Source organism: Amycolatopsis sp. WAC 01376 (assembly GCF_003947415.1).
GTDB lineage: Bacteria > Actinomycetota > Actinomycetes > Mycobacteriales > Pseudonocardiaceae > Amycolatopsis.
In genome coordinates this window covers 530,591-551,936 of sequence record NZ_QHKL01000007.1, presented here as the reverse complement: position 1 = coordinate 551,936, position 21,346 = coordinate 530,591, and the positions used below count along the sequence as shown (strand labels likewise).

24 protein-coding genes are annotated in these 21,346 nt (G+C 69.2%); 13 read left to right on the top strand and 11 right to left on the bottom strand.

Annotated elements, in window-relative coordinates; all coding sequences use genetic code 11:
• Window positions 1-16: 16 nt before the first annotated feature.
• Window positions 17-205, top strand: coding sequence for a hypothetical protein (locus tag DMH03_RS33075; protein ID WP_125795894.1), 189 nt, complete (start codon window positions 17-19; stop codon window positions 203-205).
• Here the strand turns inward: DMH03_RS33075 and DMH03_RS33070 are convergent.
• Entirely contained in the window at window positions 196-1,323 is a 1,128-nt protein-coding gene (locus DMH03_RS33070) for a tyrosine-type recombinase/integrase (RefSeq protein ID WP_158633144.1), read from the bottom strand. The genes DMH03_RS33075 and DMH03_RS33070 overlap by 10 nt on opposite strands.
• A gap of 141 nt (window positions 1,324-1,464) precedes the next feature.
• Here DMH03_RS33070 and DMH03_RS42945 point away from each other — a divergent pair, with 141 nt between their 5' ends.
• Window positions 1,465-1,590 carry a hypothetical protein gene (locus tag DMH03_RS42945; RefSeq protein WP_255431266.1) on the top strand — a complete coding sequence of 42 codons (126 nt, stop codon included), beginning with the start codon at window positions 1,465-1,467 and terminating at the stop codon, window positions 1,588-1,590.
• A 43-nt stretch (window positions 1,591-1,633) separates the two neighbouring features.
• Here DMH03_RS42945 and DMH03_RS33065 read toward each other — a convergent pair whose 3' ends face one another.
• Together DMH03_RS33065 and DMH03_RS33060 are read right to left on the bottom strand one after the other, a co-directional pair.
• On the bottom strand, window positions 1,634-2,059 hold the full coding sequence (locus DMH03_RS33065) for a nucleoside deaminase (RefSeq protein WP_125795892.1): 426 nt from the start codon (window positions 2,057-2,059) through the stop codon (window positions 1,634-1,636).
• Window positions 2,056-2,925 carry an LLM class flavin-dependent oxidoreductase gene (locus DMH03_RS33060; RefSeq protein ID WP_125795891.1) on the bottom strand — a complete coding sequence of 290 codons (870 nt, stop codon included), beginning with the start codon at window positions 2,923-2,925 and terminating at the stop codon, window positions 2,056-2,058. Before DMH03_RS33060 ends, DMH03_RS33065 begins: the two co-directional genes overlap by 4 nt.
• A gap of 93 nt (window positions 2,926-3,018) precedes the next feature.
• Between DMH03_RS33060 and DMH03_RS33055 the strand changes: the two genes are divergently transcribed.
• On the top strand, window positions 3,019-3,465 hold the full coding sequence (locus tag DMH03_RS33055; protein ID WP_125795890.1) for an Lrp/AsnC family transcriptional regulator: 447 nt from the start codon (window positions 3,019-3,021) through the stop codon (window positions 3,463-3,465).
• Window positions 3,466-3,490: 25 nt separating this feature from the next.
• Here the strand turns inward: DMH03_RS33055 and rox are convergent, their stop codons facing one another.
• Complete coding sequence (gene rox / locus DMH03_RS33050; protein ID WP_125795889.1) at window positions 3,491-4,912, bottom strand: rifampin monooxygenase; 1,422 nt, start codon at window positions 4,910-4,912, stop codon at window positions 3,491-3,493.
• A 237-nt stretch (window positions 4,913-5,149) separates the two neighbouring features.
• On the opposite strand from rox, the gene DMH03_RS33045 reads away from it, so the two are divergent.
• The 3 genes from DMH03_RS33045 to DMH03_RS33035 are packed head-to-tail and all read left to right on the top strand — an operon-like array spanning window position 5,150 to window position 7,824.
• On the top strand, window positions 5,150-5,824 hold the full coding sequence (locus tag DMH03_RS33045; protein ID WP_125795888.1) for a TetR/AcrR family transcriptional regulator: 675 nt from the start codon (window positions 5,150-5,152) through the stop codon (window positions 5,822-5,824).
• Window positions 5,821-6,954 (top strand): NAD(P)/FAD-dependent oxidoreductase, encoded by a 1,134-nt coding sequence (locus tag DMH03_RS33040; protein WP_125795887.1) that lies wholly within the window; start codon window positions 5,821-5,823, stop codon window positions 6,952-6,954. The genes DMH03_RS33045 and DMH03_RS33040 overlap by 4 nt, the downstream gene beginning before the upstream one ends.
• Before the next feature lie 54 nt (window positions 6,955-7,008).
• Window positions 7,009-7,824 carry a hypothetical protein gene (locus DMH03_RS33035; protein WP_125795886.1) on the top strand — a complete coding sequence of 272 codons (816 nt, stop codon included), beginning with the start codon at window positions 7,009-7,011 and terminating at the stop codon, window positions 7,822-7,824.
• Here DMH03_RS33035 and DMH03_RS33030 read toward each other — a convergent pair.
• On the bottom strand, window positions 7,788-8,408 hold the full coding sequence (locus DMH03_RS33030) for an ABATE domain-containing protein (protein ID WP_125795885.1): 621 nt from the start codon (window positions 8,406-8,408) through the stop codon (window positions 7,788-7,790). The two genes, DMH03_RS33035 and DMH03_RS33030, sit on opposite strands and share 37 nt — an antisense overlap.
• Before the next feature lie 90 nt (window positions 8,409-8,498).
• On the opposite strand from DMH03_RS33030, the gene DMH03_RS33025 reads away from it, so the two are divergent.
• The 3 genes from DMH03_RS33025 (at window position 8,499) to DMH03_RS33015 (ending at window position 10,959) form a co-directional block, all read left to right on the top strand.
• Window positions 8,499-9,245 carry an MBL fold metallo-hydrolase gene (locus tag DMH03_RS33025; protein WP_125795884.1) on the top strand — a complete coding sequence of 249 codons (747 nt, stop codon included), beginning with the start codon at window positions 8,499-8,501 and terminating at the stop codon, window positions 9,243-9,245.
• Between the two features lie 54 nt (window positions 9,246-9,299).
• The gene (locus DMH03_RS33020) at window positions 9,300-10,070 is read left to right on the top strand and encodes a dienelactone hydrolase family protein (RefSeq protein WP_199749114.1); all 771 of its coding nucleotides are present in this window, start codon (window positions 9,300-9,302) and stop codon (window positions 10,068-10,070) included.
• Window positions 10,071-10,242: 172 nt separating this feature from the next.
• Entirely contained in the window at window positions 10,243-10,959 is a 717-nt protein-coding gene (locus tag DMH03_RS33015; RefSeq protein WP_125795883.1) for a class I SAM-dependent methyltransferase, read from the top strand.
• Between the two features lie 51 nt (window positions 10,960-11,010).
• On the opposite strand, the gene DMH03_RS33010 is transcribed toward DMH03_RS33015, so the two are convergent.
• On the bottom strand, window positions 11,011-11,400 hold the full coding sequence (locus tag DMH03_RS33010; RefSeq protein ID WP_125795882.1) for an SH3 domain-containing protein: 390 nt from the start codon (window positions 11,398-11,400) through the stop codon (window positions 11,011-11,013).
• 573 nt (window positions 11,401-11,973) lie between these two features.
• Between DMH03_RS33010 and DMH03_RS33005 the strand changes: the two genes are divergently transcribed.
• Window positions 11,974-12,594, top strand: coding sequence for a glycoside hydrolase family 6 protein (locus tag DMH03_RS33005; RefSeq protein ID WP_158633143.1), 621 nt, complete (start codon window positions 11,974-11,976; stop codon window positions 12,592-12,594).
• Window positions 12,595-12,605: 11 nt separating this feature from the next.
• Here DMH03_RS33005 and DMH03_RS33000 read toward each other — a convergent pair whose 3' ends face one another.
• Both DMH03_RS33000 and DMH03_RS32995 read right to left on the bottom strand, forming a co-directional pair.
• Window positions 12,606-14,243, bottom strand: a complete 1,638-nt coding sequence (locus tag DMH03_RS33000; protein WP_125795880.1) for a WXG100 family type VII secretion target — start codon at window positions 14,241-14,243, stop codon at window positions 12,606-12,608.
• A gap of 99 nt (window positions 14,244-14,342) precedes the next feature.
• Window positions 14,343-15,122, bottom strand: coding sequence for an SDR family NAD(P)-dependent oxidoreductase (locus DMH03_RS32995; protein WP_125795879.1), 780 nt, complete (start codon window positions 15,120-15,122; stop codon window positions 14,343-14,345).
• Window positions 15,123-15,207: 85 nt separating this feature from the next.
• Between DMH03_RS32995 and DMH03_RS32990 the strand changes: the two genes are divergently transcribed.
• On the top strand, window positions 15,208-16,059 hold the full coding sequence (locus DMH03_RS32990) for a helix-turn-helix transcriptional regulator (RefSeq protein ID WP_125795878.1): 852 nt from the start codon (window positions 15,208-15,210) through the stop codon (window positions 16,057-16,059).
• Here the strand turns inward: DMH03_RS32990 and DMH03_RS42990 are convergent.
• Window positions 16,018-17,241: a helix-turn-helix domain-containing protein gene (locus tag DMH03_RS42990; protein WP_125795877.1), complete on the bottom strand. Its 1,224-nt coding sequence runs from the start codon at window positions 17,239-17,241 to the stop codon at window positions 16,018-16,020. The genes DMH03_RS32990 and DMH03_RS42990 overlap by 42 nt on opposite strands.
• 111 nt (window positions 17,242-17,352) lie before the next feature.
• Between DMH03_RS42990 and DMH03_RS32980 the strand changes: the two genes are divergently transcribed.
• Entirely contained in the window at window positions 17,353-18,225 is an 873-nt protein-coding gene (locus DMH03_RS32980) for an SGNH/GDSL hydrolase family protein (protein ID WP_233611765.1), read from the top strand.
• Between the two features lie 150 nt (window positions 18,226-18,375).
• On the opposite strand, the gene DMH03_RS32975 is transcribed toward DMH03_RS32980, so the two are convergent.
• Window positions 18,376-19,557 carry a S8 family peptidase gene (locus DMH03_RS32975; protein WP_370311006.1) on the bottom strand — a complete coding sequence of 394 codons (1,182 nt, stop codon included), beginning with the start codon at window positions 19,555-19,557 and terminating at the stop codon, window positions 18,376-18,378.
• 265 nt (window positions 19,558-19,822) lie between these two features.
• Here DMH03_RS32975 and DMH03_RS32970 point away from each other — a divergent pair, with 265 nt between their 5' ends.
• Window positions 19,823-20,626, top strand: coding sequence for a pentapeptide repeat-containing protein (locus tag DMH03_RS32970; RefSeq protein WP_125795876.1), 804 nt, complete (start codon window positions 19,823-19,825; stop codon window positions 20,624-20,626).
• Window positions 20,627-20,631: 5 nt separating this feature from the next.
• Here the strand turns inward: DMH03_RS32970 and DMH03_RS32965 are convergent, their stop codons facing one another.
• Complete coding sequence (locus DMH03_RS32965) at window positions 20,632-21,270, bottom strand: SDR family NAD(P)-dependent oxidoreductase (protein ID WP_125795875.1); 639 nt, start codon at window positions 21,268-21,270, stop codon at window positions 20,632-20,634.
• Between the last annotated feature and the right edge of the window lie 76 nt (window positions 21,271-21,346).

Sequence of the window (21,346 nt, the reverse complement as noted above, 5' to 3'; positions counted from 1 at the left end):
ACAGCACGATCGGGGTATGGAAGCGAACATGTGCCCGCGGTGCGGGTGGCCGCTGGCGGAACTGCCGGGAAGCGTGCGGAACACCCAGAGGGTGTCCCAGGGCAGGCTGGAGTACGTCCGGTGTCTGTGCGGGAGCTGGCTCACGCGGGTCGACGGTGTCGTGATCGGGGCGACGAAGTCCCAGCTGGGGCAGGCTCAGCTCTGACGGTGGCGCGCGTCGGCGAGCAACTGCGCGAGCGCGTGCACGGGGGAGGTCTCCAGCTTGTGCCGGTGCGCGTCGTAGCGGTCGCGGGTGGTGCGGATGTCGGCGTGGCCCAGCAGGTCCTGGACCTTCTGCACCGGGACGTCGTTGGCCAGCAGCAGGGTGCCGGTGGTGCGCCGCGCGGTGTGCGGGGAGATGGTGTTCGCTTCGGCGAGTCCGGCGGCACGGGCCTGTGCCCGCAGGAGGAACCAGACGTCCCGTTGCGCCAACGGTTTTCCGCCGGGTTTGGTGCTGTCGTAGAGGTGGGGCATGGTCGCGAGCAGTGGCCCGGTCAGTTCGTCGGGACGGACTCCGGCGCGGGCGGCGCGCAGGTCGAGGTAGCGGTGCAGCGGATGCAGGGCGGCGGGGACGAGCGGGACGAAGTCGCGGTGGCCGCCCTTGGCGGTGTAGCGCAGGATCGTGTGCCCGGCGTCGGTGTCCAGGTCGCGCACGGTCGCGGTGGTCAGGCCGGAGACACGCAGGCCGGTGTAGAACAGGATCGCGACGACGGCGGCGTCGCGCCAGGACGCTTCGGTGTCGTTGGTGCGAGCCCGGTTCTCCATGTGGTTCAGCAGTTTCGCCGTCGACTCGCCGCCGAGGGCCGGTAGCGGCGGGGTCTTGCCGGTTTTGGGCCGGTTGACCGCGGAGACCGGGTTGCGGTCGGCGATGTCGTTGGACTGCAGGTACCGGTACCAGCTGGAGATGCCGGCGAGGGTGCGCGCGACGGTGGAGTCGGCGGCCGGCCGGGGCAGGCCGTCCCTGCCGGTGACGGTGAGGGTGTTCTTCCAGGCGTCGACGTCGGCGCGGCGGGCCGTCAGCGGGTCGAGCCCGGTGCGAGCGCACCAGCCGAGCCAGGCGGAGAGGTCGGCGTAGTAGGCGCGGCGGGTGTGGTCGGTCTTGTCGGTCTCGAGCCAGAGCGTGGTGATGTGCCGGATCGCGTACCGGTCGAGCGGGTCGGCGGGCGGGAGCGCGGGAAGCAGCGCGACGGCTTCGGCGAGGATTTGCCGCCGGTTCTCGGCCCTGGTCTCCGGCAGCCGGGCCGTCGGTGCTTCCGGCGCGGAGGGCACGAGTTCGGCGGACATCGTGATCATCCTAGGCCGTCGTCGGCGACCCGTCTCGTTCCGCCAATGAAGGCCGTTCGTTTCTTCACGCGTTCGATGCTGCGCGGCATTCGCAGTAAGGAGTCGGGCTGGGTGATCTACTACATGGATTACTGAGTCTGAATGTTCGCGAGCACGACCGAGCCTTTCGAGGCCCGTGCCGCCACGCTGGGTGCGGTCGCGGACTGGATCCCGGGTTCGGAGAAGAGCCTGCCGCGAAAATCGAGCTGCGGAAAGGGAATCCGGTGATGGGGCCGATTCTGGCCCCGCCGGAATTCCGATTTGCCGCCGCTCAGGTGTAGTAGCCCGCCACGGGGACGCGGGCCTCGTCGTACAACGCCGGGCCTTCGAGCCGGACGGGCGGCGCGGCGTGCGGCGGCTTGAGTGCGTTGACCTGGTCGCCGGAAAGGGCGAACACGACCCGGCCGAGGCCGGAGCGTTCGATGGCGCCCTGGCACATCCCGCACGGCTGGCAACTGGTGTACATCGTGGTCTCCGCGGCGACGACGGGGTCGAGTTCGCGCGCGGCCCAGACGGCGAGTTTCAGCTCCGGGTGCAGGCTGATGTCCGATTGCGACACCGAGGTGTTGTGGTCCTCGGCGAGCACCGTGCCGTCGGGGCCGACGAGGAGCGAGCCGAAGGGCGGGTCGCCGTCCGTGCGGGATTTCGCGGCCAGTTCGATGGCGCGGCGGAGGAACTTCTCGTCTTCTTCGGTCATGGTCGGTCCTGTTCGGTTCGGTAGCGGCCCAGTTCCCAGTGTGCGGCCACGGTCGCCAGCGCCTGCCAGGCGGCTTCCGGGCGGAGTGTCTCCTCGGGGTCACCGGAGAACGGGTCGAGGACGACCGTCTCGGCGCCGAGGTGGCGTAGCCGGTCGAGGTCGTCGACGATCTGCTCGATCGTGCCTTCCCCGGCGAGGCGGCCGGGTCCGGTGACCGGACGGCCGGTGATGTTCAGCAGGATCCGCGGGGTGAACGCGGGGACGGGCCGGTTCTGCGCGTCGGCGATGGTCTTGACCCTGGTGAGGGCTTCGGTGAGCCAGGGGAGGGTGGCCCGCAGCGGATGCCAGGCGTCTCCGACCCGGACGGCGCGGCGGATCCCGGCGTCGCTGTTGCCGCCGACCCAGATCGGGATGTCGCCGGCGCGGTAGTCGGCGTCGTCGGCCCAGGCTTTCCGGACGGCGTCGAGATGGCCGTCGGTCAGCCGTCCTCGTTTCTCGAACGGGACGTCGAGCGCTTCGAACTCCTGACGGGCCCAGCCGGACGCGACGCCGAGCACGAGCCGTCCGCCGCTGAGCTGGTTCAGGTTCGCGGCCATGCGGGCGATCAGTAGCGGATGCCGGTACGGGACGATGAGCACGGTGGTGCCCAGCCGGATTTCGTTCGTCACGCCGGCGAGCCAGGACAGCGTCGTGAACGGTTCGTAGAACGGCGCCGGATACTGCTCGGCGACGTCGGGGGTGATGGCGACGTGATCGGACACCATGAGCAGGTCGTAGCCGAGGCCTTCGACCGTGGTGGCCCAGCCGCGGAGGATCCCGGGGTCGGTCCCCGGTCCGAAATTCGGGACGTTGACACCTATTCGCACAGGTCAAGGCTATCGGCGGGGCGAGTAACCCGGGAAGAGATCTTTCCCGGCGTACGGGCACTTCCGCCGTGGATCTGCCGGTATTCTGCCCCGATGGCCGAGACTCTCGACGCGACCGACTGGGCGATCCTCGTGGAGCTCCAGAACGACGGGCGGCTTCCGCTCACCGAGCTGGGGAAGCGGGTCAGCTTGAGCGCGTCGGCGACGACGGAGCGGGTGAAGCGGCTGGAGTCGGCCGGGGTGATCACCGGCTATCGCGCCGAGGTCGACCTGGAGAAGGCCGGGTATGTGGTGCTCGCGGTGGTGCGGCTGAAGTATCCGGGCAGCAAGCACGCGCCGTTGCACAAGCTCCTGGCGGAGCGGACCGAGATCCTCGAATGCCTCCGCACGACCGGTGACGACTGCTATTCGCTGAAGATCGCGGCGCCGTCGATGGGACGGCTGGAGGAGATCGTCAACGAGCTCGCGCTGTTCGGGAGCACGAACACCAACATCGTCTACAACCAGACGTTGCGTTATCGGGGGCCGCAGGGCCCGTGACCGGGCACGGGCCCCGCGGACGTCGCTAAAGCCCTTCGCCGAACCACCGGCGCAAGGCAGTGAGCAGCTCTTCCTGGTCTTCGCCCGCCCACGCCACGTGCCCGTCCGGCCGCAGCAGCACCGCCGGTACCTCGAGTTCCTCGCTGACGTCGACGACGTGGTCGACCCGGTCCGTCCAGTCCCGCACCGAGAGCGCGCCGGTCTGGTCGAGCAGCAGGCCGCGACCGCTGCGGGTCAGCCCGTAGAGATGTCCCTGCTCGAGGTCCAGATCCCGCATCCGGCGGCCGAGCAGCTCGTGCCCTTCGCCGAAGTCGTAGCGGATCGCGGTCGCGGTGATCTTCTCGGTCAGGAACAGGCTCACGTCCTCGAAATCCATCAGTTCCGTCAGCAGCTTTCGGACGGCCTGGGAACCCGGATCGAGCGACATCAGCTGCATCTGTGCGCGGGTGTTGTCCAGCACCGCGGCGGCCACCGGGTGCCGTTCGGTGTGATAGGTGTCCAGCAGGTCTTCCGGGGCCCAGCCGTTGACCGCGGCGGCCAGTTTCCAGCCGAGGTTGAAGGCGTCCTGGACACCGAGGTTGAGCCCCTGCCCGCCGACCGGCGGGTGGATGTGCGCCGCGTCGCCCGCGAGGAACGCCCGCCCTGCCCGGTAGCGTTCGGCCAGCCGGGTGGCGTCGCCGAAGCGGGAGAGCCAGCGCGGCGAGTGCACGCCGAAGTCGCTGCCGGCGACGGCTTTGAGCTGTCGTTTGACCTCGTCGAAGGTCGGTGGGATCCGGGGATCCTCGGCCAGTCCTTCGGCGGGCACTCCCACCCGGTACACCCCGTCGCCGATGGGGGAGAGACCGAACCGCAACTGGGTCTTGCGGACCTCGGTCATCACGGCGAGCACCGTTTCCCAGTCCTCGGTCAGTTCCATCTCGCCCAGCAGCGTCTCGGCGGTGGCGGGCTCGCCGGGGAAGTCGATGCCGAGCAGCTTGCGCACCGTGCTGCGGCCGCCGTCGCAGCCGACGAGGTAGCGCGAGCGCAGTGTGGTCCCGTCGGAGAGCTCGACGTCGACGCCGTCCTCGTCCTGGCTCAGGCCGACCAGTTCCCGGCCGCGCCGCAGGTCGACGCCCACCTCGATGGCGTGCTCGGTCAGCAGGCGGTCGGTGACGGTCTGCGGAATGCCGAGGATGTAGGCGTGGGCGCTGTCCAGCGGCGGCGCCGGTTTCAGGATGCCCGCGAAGGAGCCGCCGACCGGGTACTTCGTGCCGTGTTCGAGGAAGCGCTCCAGCAGGCCCCGCTGGTCCATCACCTCGATGCTGCGTGCGTGCAGGCCCATGGAGCGCACGACCTTGGTCTGCTCCGCGTCCTTCTCCACGACGACCACATGGACGCCGTGCAGTCGCAGTTCGGCGCCCAGCATCATGCCGGTCGGTCCGCCGCCCGCGATGATCACGTCGATCAAGAGTTCCCCCGATTGTCGAGCTCGTGGTGTCCGGCGGGAGATTCTGCGGCACGACAGGGGTCTTGCCGCAAGCCCCCGGGTGCGCTATACGTTAGAAGTGGCAGGGAGTGTTGTTCTCCCTGCTTTCGTCATTTCAGTCCGGAGTGGACGGACAAACCCCCCCCGTTGGAAGCAGTCAGGTTCGCCGCGGCCCGGACCGAACATGTTCGTTACGAACATGTTCGGTATAGTGGACGCATGGCACCCCAGAAGAGCCGCCGGGAACGACCGGCCAAACCCGCGCTGACCCGTGACGGCATCGTCGCCGCCGCGGTCGCGATCCTGCGGGAGGAAGGCCTGCGGAAGGTCACGATGCGCCGCCTGGCGCAGGAGCTCGACACCGGCGCGGCCTCGCTCTACGTCTACGTCCGCAACACCGCCGAGCTGCACGCGGCGATCCTGGACGAACTCCTCGGCACGATCGCCCCGCCGCCGCCCGAAGGCGACTGGCGCGACCGGCTCGAACAGCTGCTCACCGGCTACATCTCGACCCTGCTCGAGTACCCCGGCCTCGCCCTGTCCGCACTGGTGGCCCGCCCGAGCGGCGAGAACTACCTCGGCCTGGTCGAGAACCTGCTCGCCCTCCTCGCCGAGGGCGACGTGCCGGCCGAGCGGCGCGCGTGGGGGATCGACATCCTCCTCCAGCACGCGACGGCGACCGCGGCCGAGCACGCCGAGGAGGACTCACCGGACGACTGGGACGCGCTGGCCCGTGCCGTGCGGGACGCCGACGAGACCACCCATCCCCAGATCGCGGCGCACGCGGCCGACCTGCTCACCGGGCGGCCCGGACAGCGGATGTCGTGGGGATTGCGGGTGCTGATCACCGGAATCACGCACACCGGCCTGCCAACCGAAAGGAACCCGACATGACCACACATCACCCCATCGCGATCATCCTCGGCGGCCTCGGCGGCCTCACCCTCGCCCGCGTCCTGCACGTCAACGGCATCGAGTCCGCGGTCTTCGACCTGGACGCGTCGCCGTCCGCACGGGCACAGGGCGGAATGCTCGACATCCACGTCGAATCCGGGCAGTCGGCGCTCCGGGCCGCCGGACTCCACGACGAATTCCGCGCGCTCGTGCATCCCGGTGGCGAGGCCCTGCGCATCCTCGACCGGCACGCGGTCGTGCACCGCGAGGAGACCGACGACGGCGACGGCGGACGCCCCGAAGTCGCCCGCGGCGACCTGCGCGACTTGCTCCTCGGATCCCTGCCCGAAGGCACCGTGCGCTGGGGCGCCAAGATCACCGGCGCACGCGCGCACGACAACGGCGGACACGAGGTCATCCTGGCCGACGGCACCACGTTCACCACGGATCTGCTGATCGGCGCCGACGGCGCGTGGTCCAAGGTCCGCCCCCTGGTCTCGGCCGCCGAGCCGGCTTATGAGGGCGTTTCCTTCGTCGAAGTGCACCTGAACGACGCCGAGAACCGCCACCCCGCGAGCGCCGCGCTCGTCGGAAGCGGCATGTTCTTCGCACTCGGCGAGGCCAAAGGATTCCTGGCGCATCACGACACCACCGGCAGCCTGCACGTCTACGTCGCGGTGAAGACCGACGAGGACTGGATCTCCACTGTCGACTTCAGCGACACCGCCTCCGCGAAAGCCGCCGTGCTGGACCACTTCGACGGCTGGGACGCGGGCCTGCGAGCGCTGATCACCGACGCGGACGGCGCACTGACCCCACGGCCGATCCACGCGCTGCCCGTCGGCCACCGCTGGGACCGCGTCCCCGGCGTCACCCTTCTCGGGGACGCCGCCCACCTGATGTCGCCGTTCGCCGGCGAAGGCGCCAACCTCGCGATGCTCGACGGCGCCGAACTCGGCCTGGCCCTCGCAGCTCACCCCGGCGACGCCGAAGCCGCTCTCAGCGCGTACGAGACGGCGCTGTTCCCGCGCAGCGAGGCCTCCGCGGCCGAATCCGCCGAAAGCCTTGTCCTGTGCTTCGCCGAAGACTCCCCGAAGCCTTTGCTGGAACGGTTCGCGTCCTACCGTTGAGGCAACCATCGCGCGGCGCCGGGCGTGAACCCGGCAGACGAGCTAGGGGGAACAGTGGCGAAGGGCGCACTCAGCTTCGAAGAGATCGCGGTGACCAGGAGGTGGCTGGCGAAACGCGGTGTCGAGGTGGTGACACCGTCGAGGCTGCTCGCCGCCCGGGTCGGCCCCCGCCTGAGCCGGACTGTTCCCGGCCGGTTCCGCTGGCTCGCCGTCGCGGTGGCGGTGGGTGTCCTGCTCGGCATCGTCTACGGGTTCGTCGACTTTCGTGACGGTGAGGCGCCGAGCAGTGTCTACCTCTGCTTCGTCGGTGGCGCCCTGCAGGTCGCTTTCTGGTGGTCGTACGTGCACCGTGAGCGGGAGCTGGGCCCGCTGCCGGTGATGGATCGACGGTCCGGGCGACGCCCGCCGGTCCTCGGGATCCTCGGCGGCTGGTACGCGTCCTCGTTCGTGATCACTTTCGGCGGCGGCGTCGCTCTCGCCCTCGCGGTCTACCTGAGCACCCCGGCGAAGGCGAAGGCATACGCGACGGGCTGGCTCCTCGCGCTCGGCTGGGCCGCCCTGTGCTGCTCGGTGATCCTCCTCAGCACACTGCGGCGGCCCGTCCACGCCGAAGACAGGGCTTCGATGGCCGTCGACACCGAGCTGCGTGTCATGGACAGCCAGTACGCGATACCCGGCGTCTACGCGGTGGTCGTCCTGTACGACCCGCTTCTCGGCGACGGACCTCCCGCCGAGTTCACCGGCTGGCTGATCGCCTACGCCGTACTCGGCATCGGGACGACGTTGCTCGGTTTCCGGCAGCATCGCAGCCGTCCCGCGTTGCCGCCCGGTGACTACGCGACCCCGGTCGGCTGCGAGCGCCTGGCGTAGGCGCGGGCGGCGCGGGCCCTGTCGCCACAGCGCACGGAACACCACTGACGCCGTCCATTGCGCAAGAAGAACCGGGTGCACGGCGGCGACCCGCAGGCGGCGATCCGCTCGGCGTCCGGCCCGGTCAGCAGGTCCGCGGCGTTGGCGGCGAGCGTCGCCAACGCGTGCTCGACGATCTGGGTGACCGGATGCGACGCCGTACGGTGCAACCCCCGGACGGGGTCCCAGCGCAGAAGTTCCGCGGTCGGGGCCTTGCTCAGCGCGTCGTTGACGGCGTCGAGGGCGCTTTGCGGAGCCGGATCCGCGCAGGACCTCGCCGCGAGCAGCACCCGGACCTGTTCACGCAACGACCGGACCAGGCCCGCGCACATCTCCCGCAGACCGGCGTCGACCGGGGCGAGCCCGTGCGCGGCCAGCCAGTCCGTCGCGGCGGCCGGAGTGCCGAGGTAGTCGGTGAACTGGCCGCCGGGCCGCGCGATGGTGGTGTTGGCGAGTGCCAGCGCGACGTACTGCTCGGCGCCCGGAGCAGGGGGAAGGGCAGCGGTGTCGTCCACGTTCTCATGGTAGGCGCTGGGTTCAACCATGAGGAATCCTCACGGAAGTAGTTGCACTCTTCCGTGAGAGCTGGCTAAGGTCACTCACGGAAAGAACAATACCTATCCGTGAGGTGGAAGATGACCCAGATCAGCGAACAGCTCTCCGTCCAGGTCATCGGCGGGCCGACCGCGCTGATCGAGTACGGCGGCCTGCGGTTCCTGACCGACCCGACCTTCGACGAGCCCGGCGACTACGCGAGGCCCGACGGGAGGCCCGGTCTCACCAAGACCGCCCCGGCCTCGGTGAAACCCGCGGACCTCGGCCACGTCGACGCCGTCCTGCTCTCCCACGACGAACATCCCGACAACCTCGACAATTCCGGCCGTGAGTTCTTGGCCGACGTGTCGCTGACCCTCACCACGCCCAGCGGCGCGGGCAGGCTGGGCGGCACCGCGAAAGGGCTGGAGACCTGGGAGACCGTCGAACTCGGATCCGTGACCGTGACCGCCGCGCCCGCGCTCCACGGACCGGAAGGCGCGGAAAAGATCACCGGCGACGTCGTCGGCTTCGTGCTCACCGGCCAAGGCCTGCCGACGGTCTACGTCAGCGGCGACAACGCCTCACTCGACGTCGTCCGGCAGGTCGCCGACCGGTTCGGCCCGGTCGACACCGCCGTGCTCTTCGCCGGTGCCCCGCGACTGAAGCCGGTCTTCGACGGCGCCCTGCTCGTCCTCGACAGCGCACTGGCCGCGGAGGCGACGCGGATCCTCGGTGCCCGCACGGTCGTCCCCGTGCACATCGACAGCTGGGGCCACTTCACCGAAGACCGCGAAGACCTGGTGGCCGCGTTCACCTCCGCCGGTCTGGCCGATCGGCTGCGGTGAGCCATCGCCGGTGTGGCGGCGCGTGATCGAAAACGTGGCTACGTTCGAAGGGGCATGCAGACAAGAAAAGGGAGCATCGCCATTTCCGCCACCACACTCAGCATCCCCACCCCGGACGGTCACTCCGACGCTTTCGCCGTCTTCCCGGACGAAGGCGGAACGCATCCGGGCGTCCTCCTGTACCCGGACGCCTTCGGTCCACGACCAGTCCTCTGGGACATGGCCCGCGAATTGGCCGGGCACGGCTACTACGTGCTCGTGCCCAACGTCTTCTACCGGCACCGCCCGGCGCCGGTGTTCGACCTTCCCGAGCGGATCACCGCCGAAGACCGGCCGGCGCTCTTCGGGCAGATCATGCCCCTCATCGAGGCGCACACCGCCGAACGCGCCCTGAGCGACGCCGGCGCCTACGTCGGCTTCCTCACCGCCCAGTCCGAGGTGAGCGCCGGACCGGTCGCCACGATCGGCTACTGCATGGGTGCCGTCCTCGCGATGCGCACCGCGACAGCCCACCCGGACAAGGTCGCCGCCGTCGCCGGATTCCATCCCGGCGCCCTGGTCACCGACCAACCCGACAGTGCGCACCGGCAGATCCCGAATCTCACCGCGCAAGTCCACCTCGGCCTCGCCGAGAACGACATGACACCCGAAGCCATCACCGAGATCAGCCACGCGTTCGACGCCGCCGGTGTCGGCTACAGCTGCGAGATCTATCCCGGCACCGTCCACGGCTTCACCATGTCCGACACCGACGCTTATGACCCGGCCGGATCGAAGCGCCACTGGGAACGCCTGCTGCCGCTTCTCGGTAGCGCGCTGACCTAGACGGCGCCCGGCACCTGCGTTGGTAACGCGAATCTGACGTGCTGCTGGAAGTCATCGGGTTCCCAATGTCGCATTGGAGACGCTCAGCGTCCCTAATGCGACATTGGGGACATCGGATCGGCGCTGCGCCTTTTCGAATTCCGATAACCCCGCTTGTGCCATATTGGGCCATATGCCGATCAGTCCCGAAAGCCTCGCGGAAACCGACTACGACGCCTTCGCCGAAGCGTATGCGGCCGAGAACGAGACCAGTCTCATGAACGCCTACTACACGCGGCCGGCGATCCTGGAGCTGGCCGGAGACGTGGCAGGCAGGCGAATTCTCGACGCGGGCTGTGGAGCGGGCCCGCTGTTCGAGGCACTGCGCGACCGGGGCGCGATCGTGGCAGGCTTCGACTCCAGCGCGAAAATGGTCGAGCTGGCCCGAAAGCGGCTGGGCGCGGACGCTGCTCTTCAGGTCGCCGACGCGGGTAGCCCGCTTCCGTATCCCGACGCCGCGTTCGACGACGTCATCGCCGCTCTGGTGCTGCATTACCTGGAAGACTGGGCCGCGCCGCTGGCCGAGATCCGGCGCGTGCTGAAGCCCGGCGGCCGGTTGATCATGGCCGTCAACCACCCCACCATCTTCAAACTGGTCCACCCTGAAGCCGACTACTTCGAGACCGTCCAGTGGTCCGAGGAGTACACCTTCAGCGGTCAGAAAGCCGTGCTGACGTTCTGGCACCGGCCACTGCACGCGATGACCGACGCCTTCACCGCGGCAGGATTCCGCACGACCGTCGTCAGCGAGCCCTACCCGGCACCCGGCGCTCACGAGCGTTTTCCCGAGGAACTCGCGGGCAAGACCGCGTTCATAGGCTTCCTGTTCTTCGTTCTCGAAGCCGTATGACAGGACGTGGCCTGTCCGGCTCACCGGACAGGCCACGTCGTGTTTCTCAGCTCAACACTGTTTCGTGGCGCCGCCGTCGCTGAGATACGCGTCGGCGAACCAGCCCGCGGTCTGCGTGCCCGCGATACGCCCCCACGTCCAAGTGTGTTTCCCACCGGCCTCACCGCCGGCCGTCCAGCAGTGGTAGTAGATCAACGTGCCCTTGCTGACCTGTCCCGGCGCGGCACAGCTGGTGTGCGGACCGGTCCGGTAGCGCAGGTCCGTCTTCGCCCTGCCCTCGCCGCTGTCCTTGTTCGAATGCGAATGGCTGCAGCTCATCGTCTGGACCGGCTCGGTCTGCGCGCCCGCGGGCGCGGCCCCCGCCACGCCGCCGGCGCCGAGCAGTGTCGCCGCGGCGACGCCCGGCAGTACGAGCAAAGTTTTCCGAAGCAAGTTCCTCATGATGTCCCCTCGAAACGGTCGGTTATCCGTCCGCCCGAACGTATGGGCCAGGGGAACACGGCTCCAGACCTTTTCGCTCTGCCGAAAAGGTGGCGCTGACCAGGCAAAACGCGCTCAGTTGGCCGCAGAGCGCCCAACTCGTCCCTCCTGGTGTCTTCCGATCGGCCTCCGTCGCCCTCCCCGCGGCCTGTTCGAGCCGTCATTCGATCCCACTTTCCAGGTACTCAGTCATAAGGGGCATTATCACGGTGCCTCTACCTGATCTCGGTTTCGCGCCGAGCAAGCGCGAAACTAGATACGCGTATCGCGCAAACGGGCAAAACGGACTAGCGATCCCGTGAATACGAGTGAAAGATGAGGACGATGGGGAAGGACAACGTCGGCGGGTGCCGCGGCCGTCAGTTGGCGCTCGTTGTCTGCTTGCCCTTGTCTCGGCGTGCGGGGCCGGAGGGGAATGCGATCGACCCGCCCGCTGTCTGGGCGCGTTCGGCACCGCCCGGGCCCGAGGCCGACGTCATTCGCGACCGGATCGCCTCACGTCCGGCCGCACAGCTCGTTCGCGCACCAGACCAGGTGAAACAGACCGTCGCCCAGGCTGCCGCCACCAGCACGATGCCGATCCTCCTGGTCGACCCGAAGCAGGCGGAAGCGTGCGGGACGGGCCACCGCGCGTGGCTCGACGGGATCGCGGCCGGTATCGGGGAGGCGCCCGCCTTGGTGGTGATCCGAATGGCCGAGGGGTGTTCGACCGCGGTCGCGAAGATCCTCGGCGCGCTCGCTCGGACCATCGTCCTGCTCGATGTCTCCGATTCGCCCTCACCGGCGGCCGCCGCGGAGAAGATCGCCTCGGCGGGGCGGGACGTGGACGGATTCGCGGTCAACGTTCGTGGTTACGCCGATGAGACCACCGCGGCCGCGAACGCGATCCGGAACCACCTACTGGCCGCCACAGGCAGGAACGACTACTTCATGGTGGCCGACAGCAGCCGCGGCGGAGCACCGACCGCCGGGGACTGCAATCCGGCCGACGCCCGTGTGGGACAGAACCAGGTCCTGAGGCCCGAGCGAGACAAGCTGCACCTGCTCTGGCTAACCACTCCAGGCGTCTTCGACGGACCGTGCGGAGAGGCTTCCACCAGTCGTGCCGGCGAGTTCGTCCCGGCACTCGCCTACGCGCTCGCGAAGCGCCCCTGATCTCGGCCGGGTCAGGGAAGGACTTTGCCGAGCTTGTCCAGCCCCTCAGTGATCCCGTCTTCGACGCGCCGGTACGTGTCGGCGCCGGTGACCAGGCTGTCCGCGATACCGCCGACAGTTTCCACGCCCGCCGTCAGCCGATCGCCGGCCGTGGTGAGGTGCTTGGTCATCGTGTCGCTGAAGGTGGCTGCGGCGGGAACCTCGCCGAGCAGACGCGACACCAGTTGCAGCCGCGACACGGCGCCGGCCGCGCCGCTCAAGGTGGACGTCGCCCCGTCCAGGACTCCCGCGGCGCCGACCAGCGAGTCGGGGTCGGTTTCGTACCCGGCCTCGCCGGGGGAGACGGCGCCGTCCGGGTCGAGGCCCAGCTCGTCCAGGGAGATCCTCGTCAGCTCGGGCTCGTCCCACTTCTCGCCCGGGTTCTTCTGGTAGCCGTAGGCGCCGGATTCGTGTGCCAGCACGATCTCACCGTCGATTTCGACGGCTTCCTCGACACCGTGCGAGTCGTAGCCGTCGTCGTTGCCCGGCTCGCCGCCCTTCAGTTCGATCTCTTCGCGATCGTTGAAGTCGTACCACTCCGGCGTCCGGTCCTGTTTGTAGAACTTGCCGCTGTGCCCGTCGGAGGAGGAGAAGATGAACTCGTCGTCGCGCACCACGACACCCTGGACGTTGTTCGGTGTCTCGATCGGCTCTCCGGCCTTGTCCGGCTCGGGTGAGCCGTTCTTGCCGACGGGGATTTCGTAGAGCTTGTTGTTCTTGTAGTCGCCCACGAAGAGCTTGCCTTGGGCGTAGGTGACATAGCTGTGTGCGGGCGTCGGAACCACGTCGATGGCGTTGACCGGTTTGCCGCTGTCCTGTGCGGCGTCGAGTTCGGCCTTGTCGTAGACGTACACGTGTTCGTTGGACGACACCCAGACGTGTTCGCCGTCCGTCGCGACGCCGCCGGTATGCGTGGGCGCGTCTACCTCGCCGTTGCCGTCGAGATAGACGTTCCCCGCTTCCTTGCCCGTCTCGTAGTCGACGTAGGTCAGCCTGCTCGGCGTCAGCCGCGGACCGAGCGGGGTGTCGCCGGACCCATCCCCGTCGCCGTCGTGGTACGAGCCGACGAGCAGGTTCTTGCCGTCGTAGGCCAATCCCTGGGAGGTCCACGGCTGCCCGGGATTGACGCCGCTGATGTCGGCGTTGCCGTCGCTGTCCCAGCCGTCGCCGGTCGTGGCCGCCAGCGCGTTCAGCTTGCCTTCGTAGGTCTGCTGCGCGGCCGTCAGAGCGTGGACGGTTTTCATCGCGATCTCCGGTGCTTCGAGGAGATCGCTCAGGCCGAGCTTCCGCCACGGCGCGATGGCCGTCTCCGCCGAGTTTCGCAGCGCGGAGTACGCCTGCGCGGCGCCTTTGACAGCCGCCTCCGCGGTGCTGAGCTGGGCGTACACCTCGGCGAGGTTTCGCGAGGACTCCTTCGCCTTGCCGACGAACTCCGCCGACGCCGTACCGCGCCAGGACCTCGCCGCTCGCAGAGCGCCGTCGGAGATCCCGTCCGCGACGGTCTGCAACGACTTCTTCGCGTCGGCGATGGTGGCGCCGACCTCGGCGATGCCTGCCGCGTCGCCCGAAGTGAGCTTGGCGTAGAGCGGTTCGGGATCCAGGAACGGCATCGGCTTCTCCTCGGGCAACCCCTGGTCAGGGTGGGTCGTGCGCGTTCAGACGCCGCCAGGCGGACACCGGTTCCCGCGCATCACCCACCCCGCCACCGCTCAGGACAGCATGCCGCCGTCCACCCGCAGGACCGTGCCGGTCACGTAGGAGGCGCGGTCACTCAGCAGCCACGCCGCGGCCTGGGCGATCTCCTCGGGTTCGGCCACCCGGCCCAGCGGAGTGCTCGCGTTGAGCCGGTCGAGGATGCCCGGCGAGCTCTCGACCCACTCGTTGAACATCTCGGTCATCGTCGTGCCGGGTGCGACGGCGTTGATCCGGATCCCCTCCGGGCCGTAGGTGGCGGCAGCCGAGGCGGTCAGGCTGTTGACGCCGCGTTTCATCGCGCCGTACGCGGGGAGCTCCGGGTTGGCCATCAGGCTGCCGACACTGGTGTTGTTGACGATGGCCCCGGTCTTCGCGGTGGCCCGGATCGCCTCGATCTCGGCGACCATCGCCAGCCACGGGCCCTTGAGGTTGACCGCGTAGATGCGGTCGAAGTCGGCTTCGGTGACCTGGTCCATCGGGCCGGGCGGCACGTTCGTCGCGCCGTTGTTGAAGGCGACGTCGAGCCTGCCGTGCAGTTCCACGGCGCGGTCGACGGCCGCGCGGACGCTGGAGGCGTCGCCGAGGTCGCACACCACGTGGTCCGCGACGCCGCCTTCCGCGCGGATCTCCTCGGCTACGTCCTTGAGCTGGGACTCGGTGCGGGCGGCGAGCACGACCCGTGCGCCTTCCCTGGCGAACAGCCGCGCGGCGGCGGCACCGATACCGCGGCCGGCGCCGGTGACGAAGGCGACCTTGCCGTCCAGCAGGCCCGAAAAAGTTGTCGTCGTGGTCATGGCATCGAGACTTCACCCGCTCTCGGCGGCTATCCAGGCATCGGCGGTACCTGGCTCGCGTACCGGCATCGTCCACACTGGAGTGGTGGACAGAGGACAACTGGCGGACTTCCTGCGCAGCAGACGCGAGCGGATCGCCCCCGCCGACGTCGGCCTTCCCGCCGGGCCGCGCCGCCGCACGCCGGGCCTGCGTCGCGAAGAGGTGGCGCAGCTGGCGTTCATCTCCACCGAGTACTACACGCGGCTGGAGCAGGCCCGCGGTCCCCGGCCGTCTCGTGAGGTGCTGGCCGGGCTGACCAGGGCGCTACGGCTGTCGGACGCGGAACGCGATCACCTGCACCACCTGGCGGGCGCGCCGCCGGGGCCACCGCCCGGCCCATCCCGGGAGGTCCGGCCGAGCATTCTCGCGCTGTTGCACCGTCTTCCGCAGGCGGCGGCGATCGTGCTCTCGGCGACCTACGACGTACTCGCCTGGAACGACCTCGCCGCGGCCCTGATGGAGGACTTCTCCGCCCTGCCACGGCGTGACCGCAACCTTCTGCGCCGCGCGTTCCTCGGGCCCCGCCCGGAGGGAAGACGGCTGTACGGGGTGTCCGACGCCGACGAGTTCTCGGCGAGCGCGGTCCGGAATCTCCGGGCCACCGCCGGCCGCTACCCCGGCGATCCCGAGGTCACCGGGCTGATCCGGGAACTCCTCGACGGCAGCGAGGAATTCGCCCGGTTGTGGGCCGCGCACGACGTCTGTGCCGTGCCGACCCTGTGCAAGACCTTCCGGCATCCGGTGGTGGGCCCGGTCAGCGTGAACTGCGACGTCCTCGACATCAGCGACCGCGATCAGCAGGTCCTGATCTACACCGCCGATCCGGGCACGCCGTCGGAGAACGCGTTGCGGCTGCTATCGGTCGTCGGGACGCAGCGGATGGACGCCCCGCTCTGAGCGCTTTGTAGGTTCCCTCGATACCAGTGGATCGATCCTCAGTGCGATCGCCAGCGCGAACCGGCCCGCCGGATCGTCGATCGTGCCGCCGAACAGCGTCCGCAACTGCCGGATGCGATATCGGACGGTCTGGACGTGGACGTGCAGTTCGACACCGATCGCCTGGGGCTGATCCGGCCGCGCGAGCCACGCCGCGAGAGTCGCGGTGAGCCGTTGCCTCGCCGGTTCGGGCAGACCGGCCAGCGGGGCGAGGATCTCCTTCGAGAACTCGGCGGCGAGTTCGGGATCGGCGGTCAGCAGCAGGTCGATGCGGTGATCGGTGGTGTGGACGAGGGGGTCGCCGCCGAAGGCCGCGGTGCGGGTCAGCCGCCACAGCGCGCTCGCCCGGCGGGCGCTGAGCGCGGCCGAGTGAAGCGGCACGACCGGCCCCACCCCGGCCTGGTCTTCGCCGAGCAGGTCCCGCAACCGGCCGAGATACCACTCGAGCCGGTCGGCGGGCATGACCACGGCGGTCAGGTCGTGGTGACGGCCGATCAGCACCCGTCCCGGCATCCGGTCCAGCAGCTGCGGGGCGGCATCGGCGCTGGTGACGGCGACGACGAGACGGCTGGGCAGTATCCACGCGGCCTGGCTCGCGGCGTCGTCGAGCACGTCCCTGGCGGCGGCCGGTTCGGCGAGGAGGAGGCCGAGAAGCCGGTCCCGCCGCGCCTGCCCGGCCCGCGCCGCCTGTGACCGCGCTTCGGCGTACCCGTCGGCGGCCGCGGCCGAGAGTTCCGCGATGAAGGCGAAAAGCGCCTCGCCGAGTTCGACGATCGCCTGGGTCGGCAGGTCCACGGCCGGTGCCGCCGAGGTGAGCTGCCGCCAGACCCCCAGCGCCGCCGACTGGTAGAAACCGAGCATCTCCTCGAGGCTGCGGCCGGCGGTGTGCTGGGCCCGGCCCTGCGCCCGGTAGACCTGGCGGTCGGTGGTGATGTCGGGATGGCCGATCTCGCTGAAGAAGGCGTGCAGGGCGACGTCGAGGGTGACTTGGAGGTTCGCCGCCGTCCGGTCGTCCAGTGGGGTGCGCAGCCCGGCGCGGACCTGATCCATCGCGGCGGACGCGATCGCGGCGGTGTCCGGCTCCAGCCGGGTCAGCACCGAGGCGTCGAGCCTGCGCCATGGCTGTGCCGACGCCTTCGTCATAGAGGGAACCTACAAAACTCCGATCAGGAACGCGCGCCTCCGTTCTAGTGGTCTTCCCCTGTTCAGCGGACGCTGAGCCGCAGCATTCGACGACGCATGCAGGAGGCGGCAGTGACACGTACGCGCTGGGGAAGACTCGCCCGGATCGCCGCGGTGGCGGGCACCGCACTGACCCTCGTCGGAATCGGGACACCGGCACTCGCCGCGGCGGAACGCCAGGTGTACGTCGCGATGGGCGACTCGTTCTCGGCGGGCTCCGTGGTCCTGCCGCAGTCCGATCTGCTCACCTGCGCCCGGTCCGCGATCAACTACGCCGGTCTGCTGGCGAAACAGATCGACGTCGACGAACTCCGTGACGTCACCTGCGGCGCCGCGACCACCTCCCATTTCACCAACCCGCAGAAGGGCATCATCTCCGGCACCAACCCGCCGCAGTACGACGCGCTTTCGGCCGACACGACACTGGTGACCGTCGGGATCGGCGGCAACGACATCGGGCTCGTCGGGCTCGCGACGTCGTGCGTGAACCTGCTCCCGGTGGGCGCCTCGTGCAAAGCCGCCAACACCACGGGCGGGGTGGACAAGTACGCGACCAAGATCGACGCCTTCGCCGCGACCTACGGCACGGTCATCGAGCAGATCCGCCAGCGCGCGCCGCGGGCCGAGATCGTCATGGTCGGCTACCCGACCGGGATAAAATCCGGTGGCTGCTGGCCGCTGGTCCCGGTGCTGCCGCAGGACGCCGACTACATCCAGGCCAACATCGACCGGCTCAACGCGCGGATGGCCGAGCAGTCCGCCGCGCACGGCGCCAAGTACGTCGACATCCGGACGCCGAGCATCGGTCACGACGCGTGCCAGCCGATCGGCGTCAAATGGATCGAAGGGCTCATCCCTTCGGTGGTGAACAACAGCTTCGCCCCGCTGCACCCGAACGCCGCCGGTCTCGCGGCCGTGGTGCCCAGTATCCGCAAGGTGCTGTAGCGAAACACCTCGGCACGCGAAACCGCAGGCACCTCCGATGCTTTCGGTGGGCCGGCGTCGAGCTCTGATGTCGTGAAGGGCCCCTTTGAGACCTTCAACGTCTCAAAGGGGCCCTTCACGACACGCGATACCGGCTCACCCGCCGTGTGATCAGGCGGTCGGCGCCCAGTACAGGAGCCGGTTCGGCGAACCGGAGCCCGGGTTGGTCACCTTGCCGGGAGTCGCCGCGTTGATCAGCGCGGTCGCCACCTGCGCGGGAGTGGCGGTCTTGTTGTTCTGCAGGAAGCGGGCCGCGACGCCGACCACGTGCGGAGTCGCCATCGAAGTGCCGCTGATCGTGTTGGTCGCGGTGTCGCTGGTGTGCCACGACGACGTGATGCCGGTACCCGGCGCGAAGATGTCCACCAGGCTGCCGTAGTTGGAGGAGTTGGCGCGCGCGTCGGTGTTGGTGGCCGAGCCGACGGTGATGGCCTGGGTCACGCGGGCGGGGGAGAAGCCCGAGGCGTCCGAGTTCGAATTCCCGGCGGCCACGCCGTAGGTGACGCCCGCGGCGATCGACCGGCGGACGGCGTCGTCGAGGGTGGTGGAGGCGCCGCCACCGAGGCTCATGTTGGCCGCGGCGGGTTTGACGTGGTTCTTGGTGACCCAGTCGATGCCCGCGATGACGCCGGCGGTGGTGCCGCTGCCGGAGTTGTTGAGCACGCGGACGCCGTAGACCCTGGCGGCCTTGGCGATGCCGTACTGCGCACCGGCGATGGTGCCGGCGACGTGGGTGCCGTGACCGTTGCCGTCCTGCGCGACGGCGTCGTTGTCGACGAAGTCGTAGCCGTTGCGGGCGCGGCCGCCGAAGGTCTGGTGGCTGATCCGCACGCCGGTGTCGATGACGTAGACGTTCACGCCCGCGCCGGTGCTGGTGTAGCTGTATTTCTTGTCGAGCGGGAGGTTGCGCTGGTCGACGCGGTCGAGACCCCAGGACGGCGGGTTGGTCTGGGTCGCGTGCGCGCGGACGACCTGGTTCTGCTCGACGGACGCGACCGAGGGGTCGGCGGCGAGCCGCTTGGCCTGCCGCTCCGACAGTGTCGCGGAGAAACCGTTGAGCGAGCTGCTGTAGACCTGCTCCACCTTCGCGCCGAAGCGGTTCGCCAGCGCGCCCACGACGCCGGTGTCCTTGAGGGTGACGATGTAGCTGTTCGGGATCGCTTCGGCGGATCCGGCGGCGAGGATCTGTCCTTCGGCGGCTTGCGCGGGCGCGGCGGTCACGCTGATCGCCACCGCGACCGCGCTCGCCATTCCGGCACGGGACAGCCAACGCGCTTGTCTCGTCTCTCGCATGTTCGTCCTGTCGTTCGCAGGGGACCGGCCGGTCAAGACCACAGCGGCGGAAACGGTCCAGCTCGACCGCATGGGACGGCACCTGCCGAAGCCCACGAAGATCGAGGTTATTGAGCGTTTGACAGCCCCGATATCGACTGAACGGGGCAGTGCCCCACCTTCGTCTGGCGGCCATTTGCGGCGGGTGCCCTGCACGGAAAGTGCATCTCGGCCCCGCCGTACCCTGGATGGAACACCCTGCCGAGTATCTGGAGTCCGAACCACCGTGCCAGCCCTTTCCAGCCTGCGAGCCGACTGCGAGAACTGCTTCGGCCTGTGCTGTGTCGTCCCGGCCTTCGCGGCGTCGGCCGACTTCGCGATCACCAAACCGGCGGGGCAGGCGTGTCCGAACCTGCGTGAGGATTCCCGGTGCGGCATCCACGACAAGCTCCGCACGAAGGGCTTCACCGGCTGCACGGTCTACGACTGCTTCGGCGCGGGTCAGAAGGTCTCCCAGGTCACCTTCGACGGCGAGGACTGGCGGAAAGCGCCGAAGACGGCGAGGACGATGTTCGCGGTCTTCCCGGTCGTGCGGGATCTGCAGGAACTGCTCTACTACCTCACCGAGGCGGCCTCCCTGCCGACGTCCGCGCCGATCCGTGACGACCTGGCCGGGATGATCGACCGGACGGAGCGGATGACGCTGGAGGCGCCCGGGGTGCTGCGGACGCTCGACGTCCAGACGCATCGGGGCGCGGTGAACGGGCTGCTGGTGCGCGCGAGCGAACTGGCCCGCGCCGAGGTTCCGGGCAAGAAGAAGGACCGGCGCGGTGCCGACCTCATCGGTGCGAAGCTCAAGGGCGCGAACCTGCGTGGCGCGCTGCTGCGCGGGGCGTACCTGATCGGCGCGGACCTGCGGGAAGCCGATCTTCGGCAGGCCGACGTCACCGGGGCGGACCTTCGCGACGCCGACATCCGAGGCGCGGACTTCCGCGACACCCTCTTCCTCATCCAGTCCCAACTGGACGCGGCGAAGGGCGACGCGACGACGAAGCTGCCGGCGTCTCTCTCCCACCCCGCGCACTGGTGAGTTCTCTATCCTTTGTGGACGATCTCCCGCGTCCACTCCGCTCGGGGCTGGGTGTGCAGCCGCCAGTAGTGCTCGGCGATGTCGTCGGGGTCGAAGGGTGTGCCTTTCGCGACCGGGCCGGCGATGGTGACCGTGGCGACATGCACCCCGGACGGGCCGAACTGCGTGTCCAGCAGGGAAACCAGCGCCCTCACGCCTGCTTTGCCCAGCGAGAGGCTCGTGTAGGCGGGTACGGCTTCGGGCATCCCACCGGTCACGATGATCGTGCCCGAACCGCGCTCGGCCATCCCCGGCACGATATGGGCGGCGGCGGTGATCGCGCCGACGACGTTGACCGACCACGCCGCGAGGTGCCGTTCGACGGACAGCTCTCCGGGAGCGTCGGCCTGGATGATCGCGGCGTTGTAGACCACGACGTCGGGCACGCCGTGCTCGCGCACAGAGGTGTCGAGCGCAGTCTTGAGGGCCTTCTCGTTGGTGACGTCGGCGGTGAGTGCCAGCGCGGTGCCGATCTCGGCGGCCAGTGCGGTGAGGGTCTCCGTGGTGCGGGCGATGAGGGTGACCGGTAGCCCTTCCCTCGCGAATCGGAGGGCGACAGACCGGCCGATACCCGGTCCCGCGCCAATGACCACTGCGCCTGCCATGTCTTCTCCTTCGGGTCGGTGGAAAGACCGTAGGGGTTGACATCAATGTGAAGGTCAAGCGCCCGAGCCAAAGTGC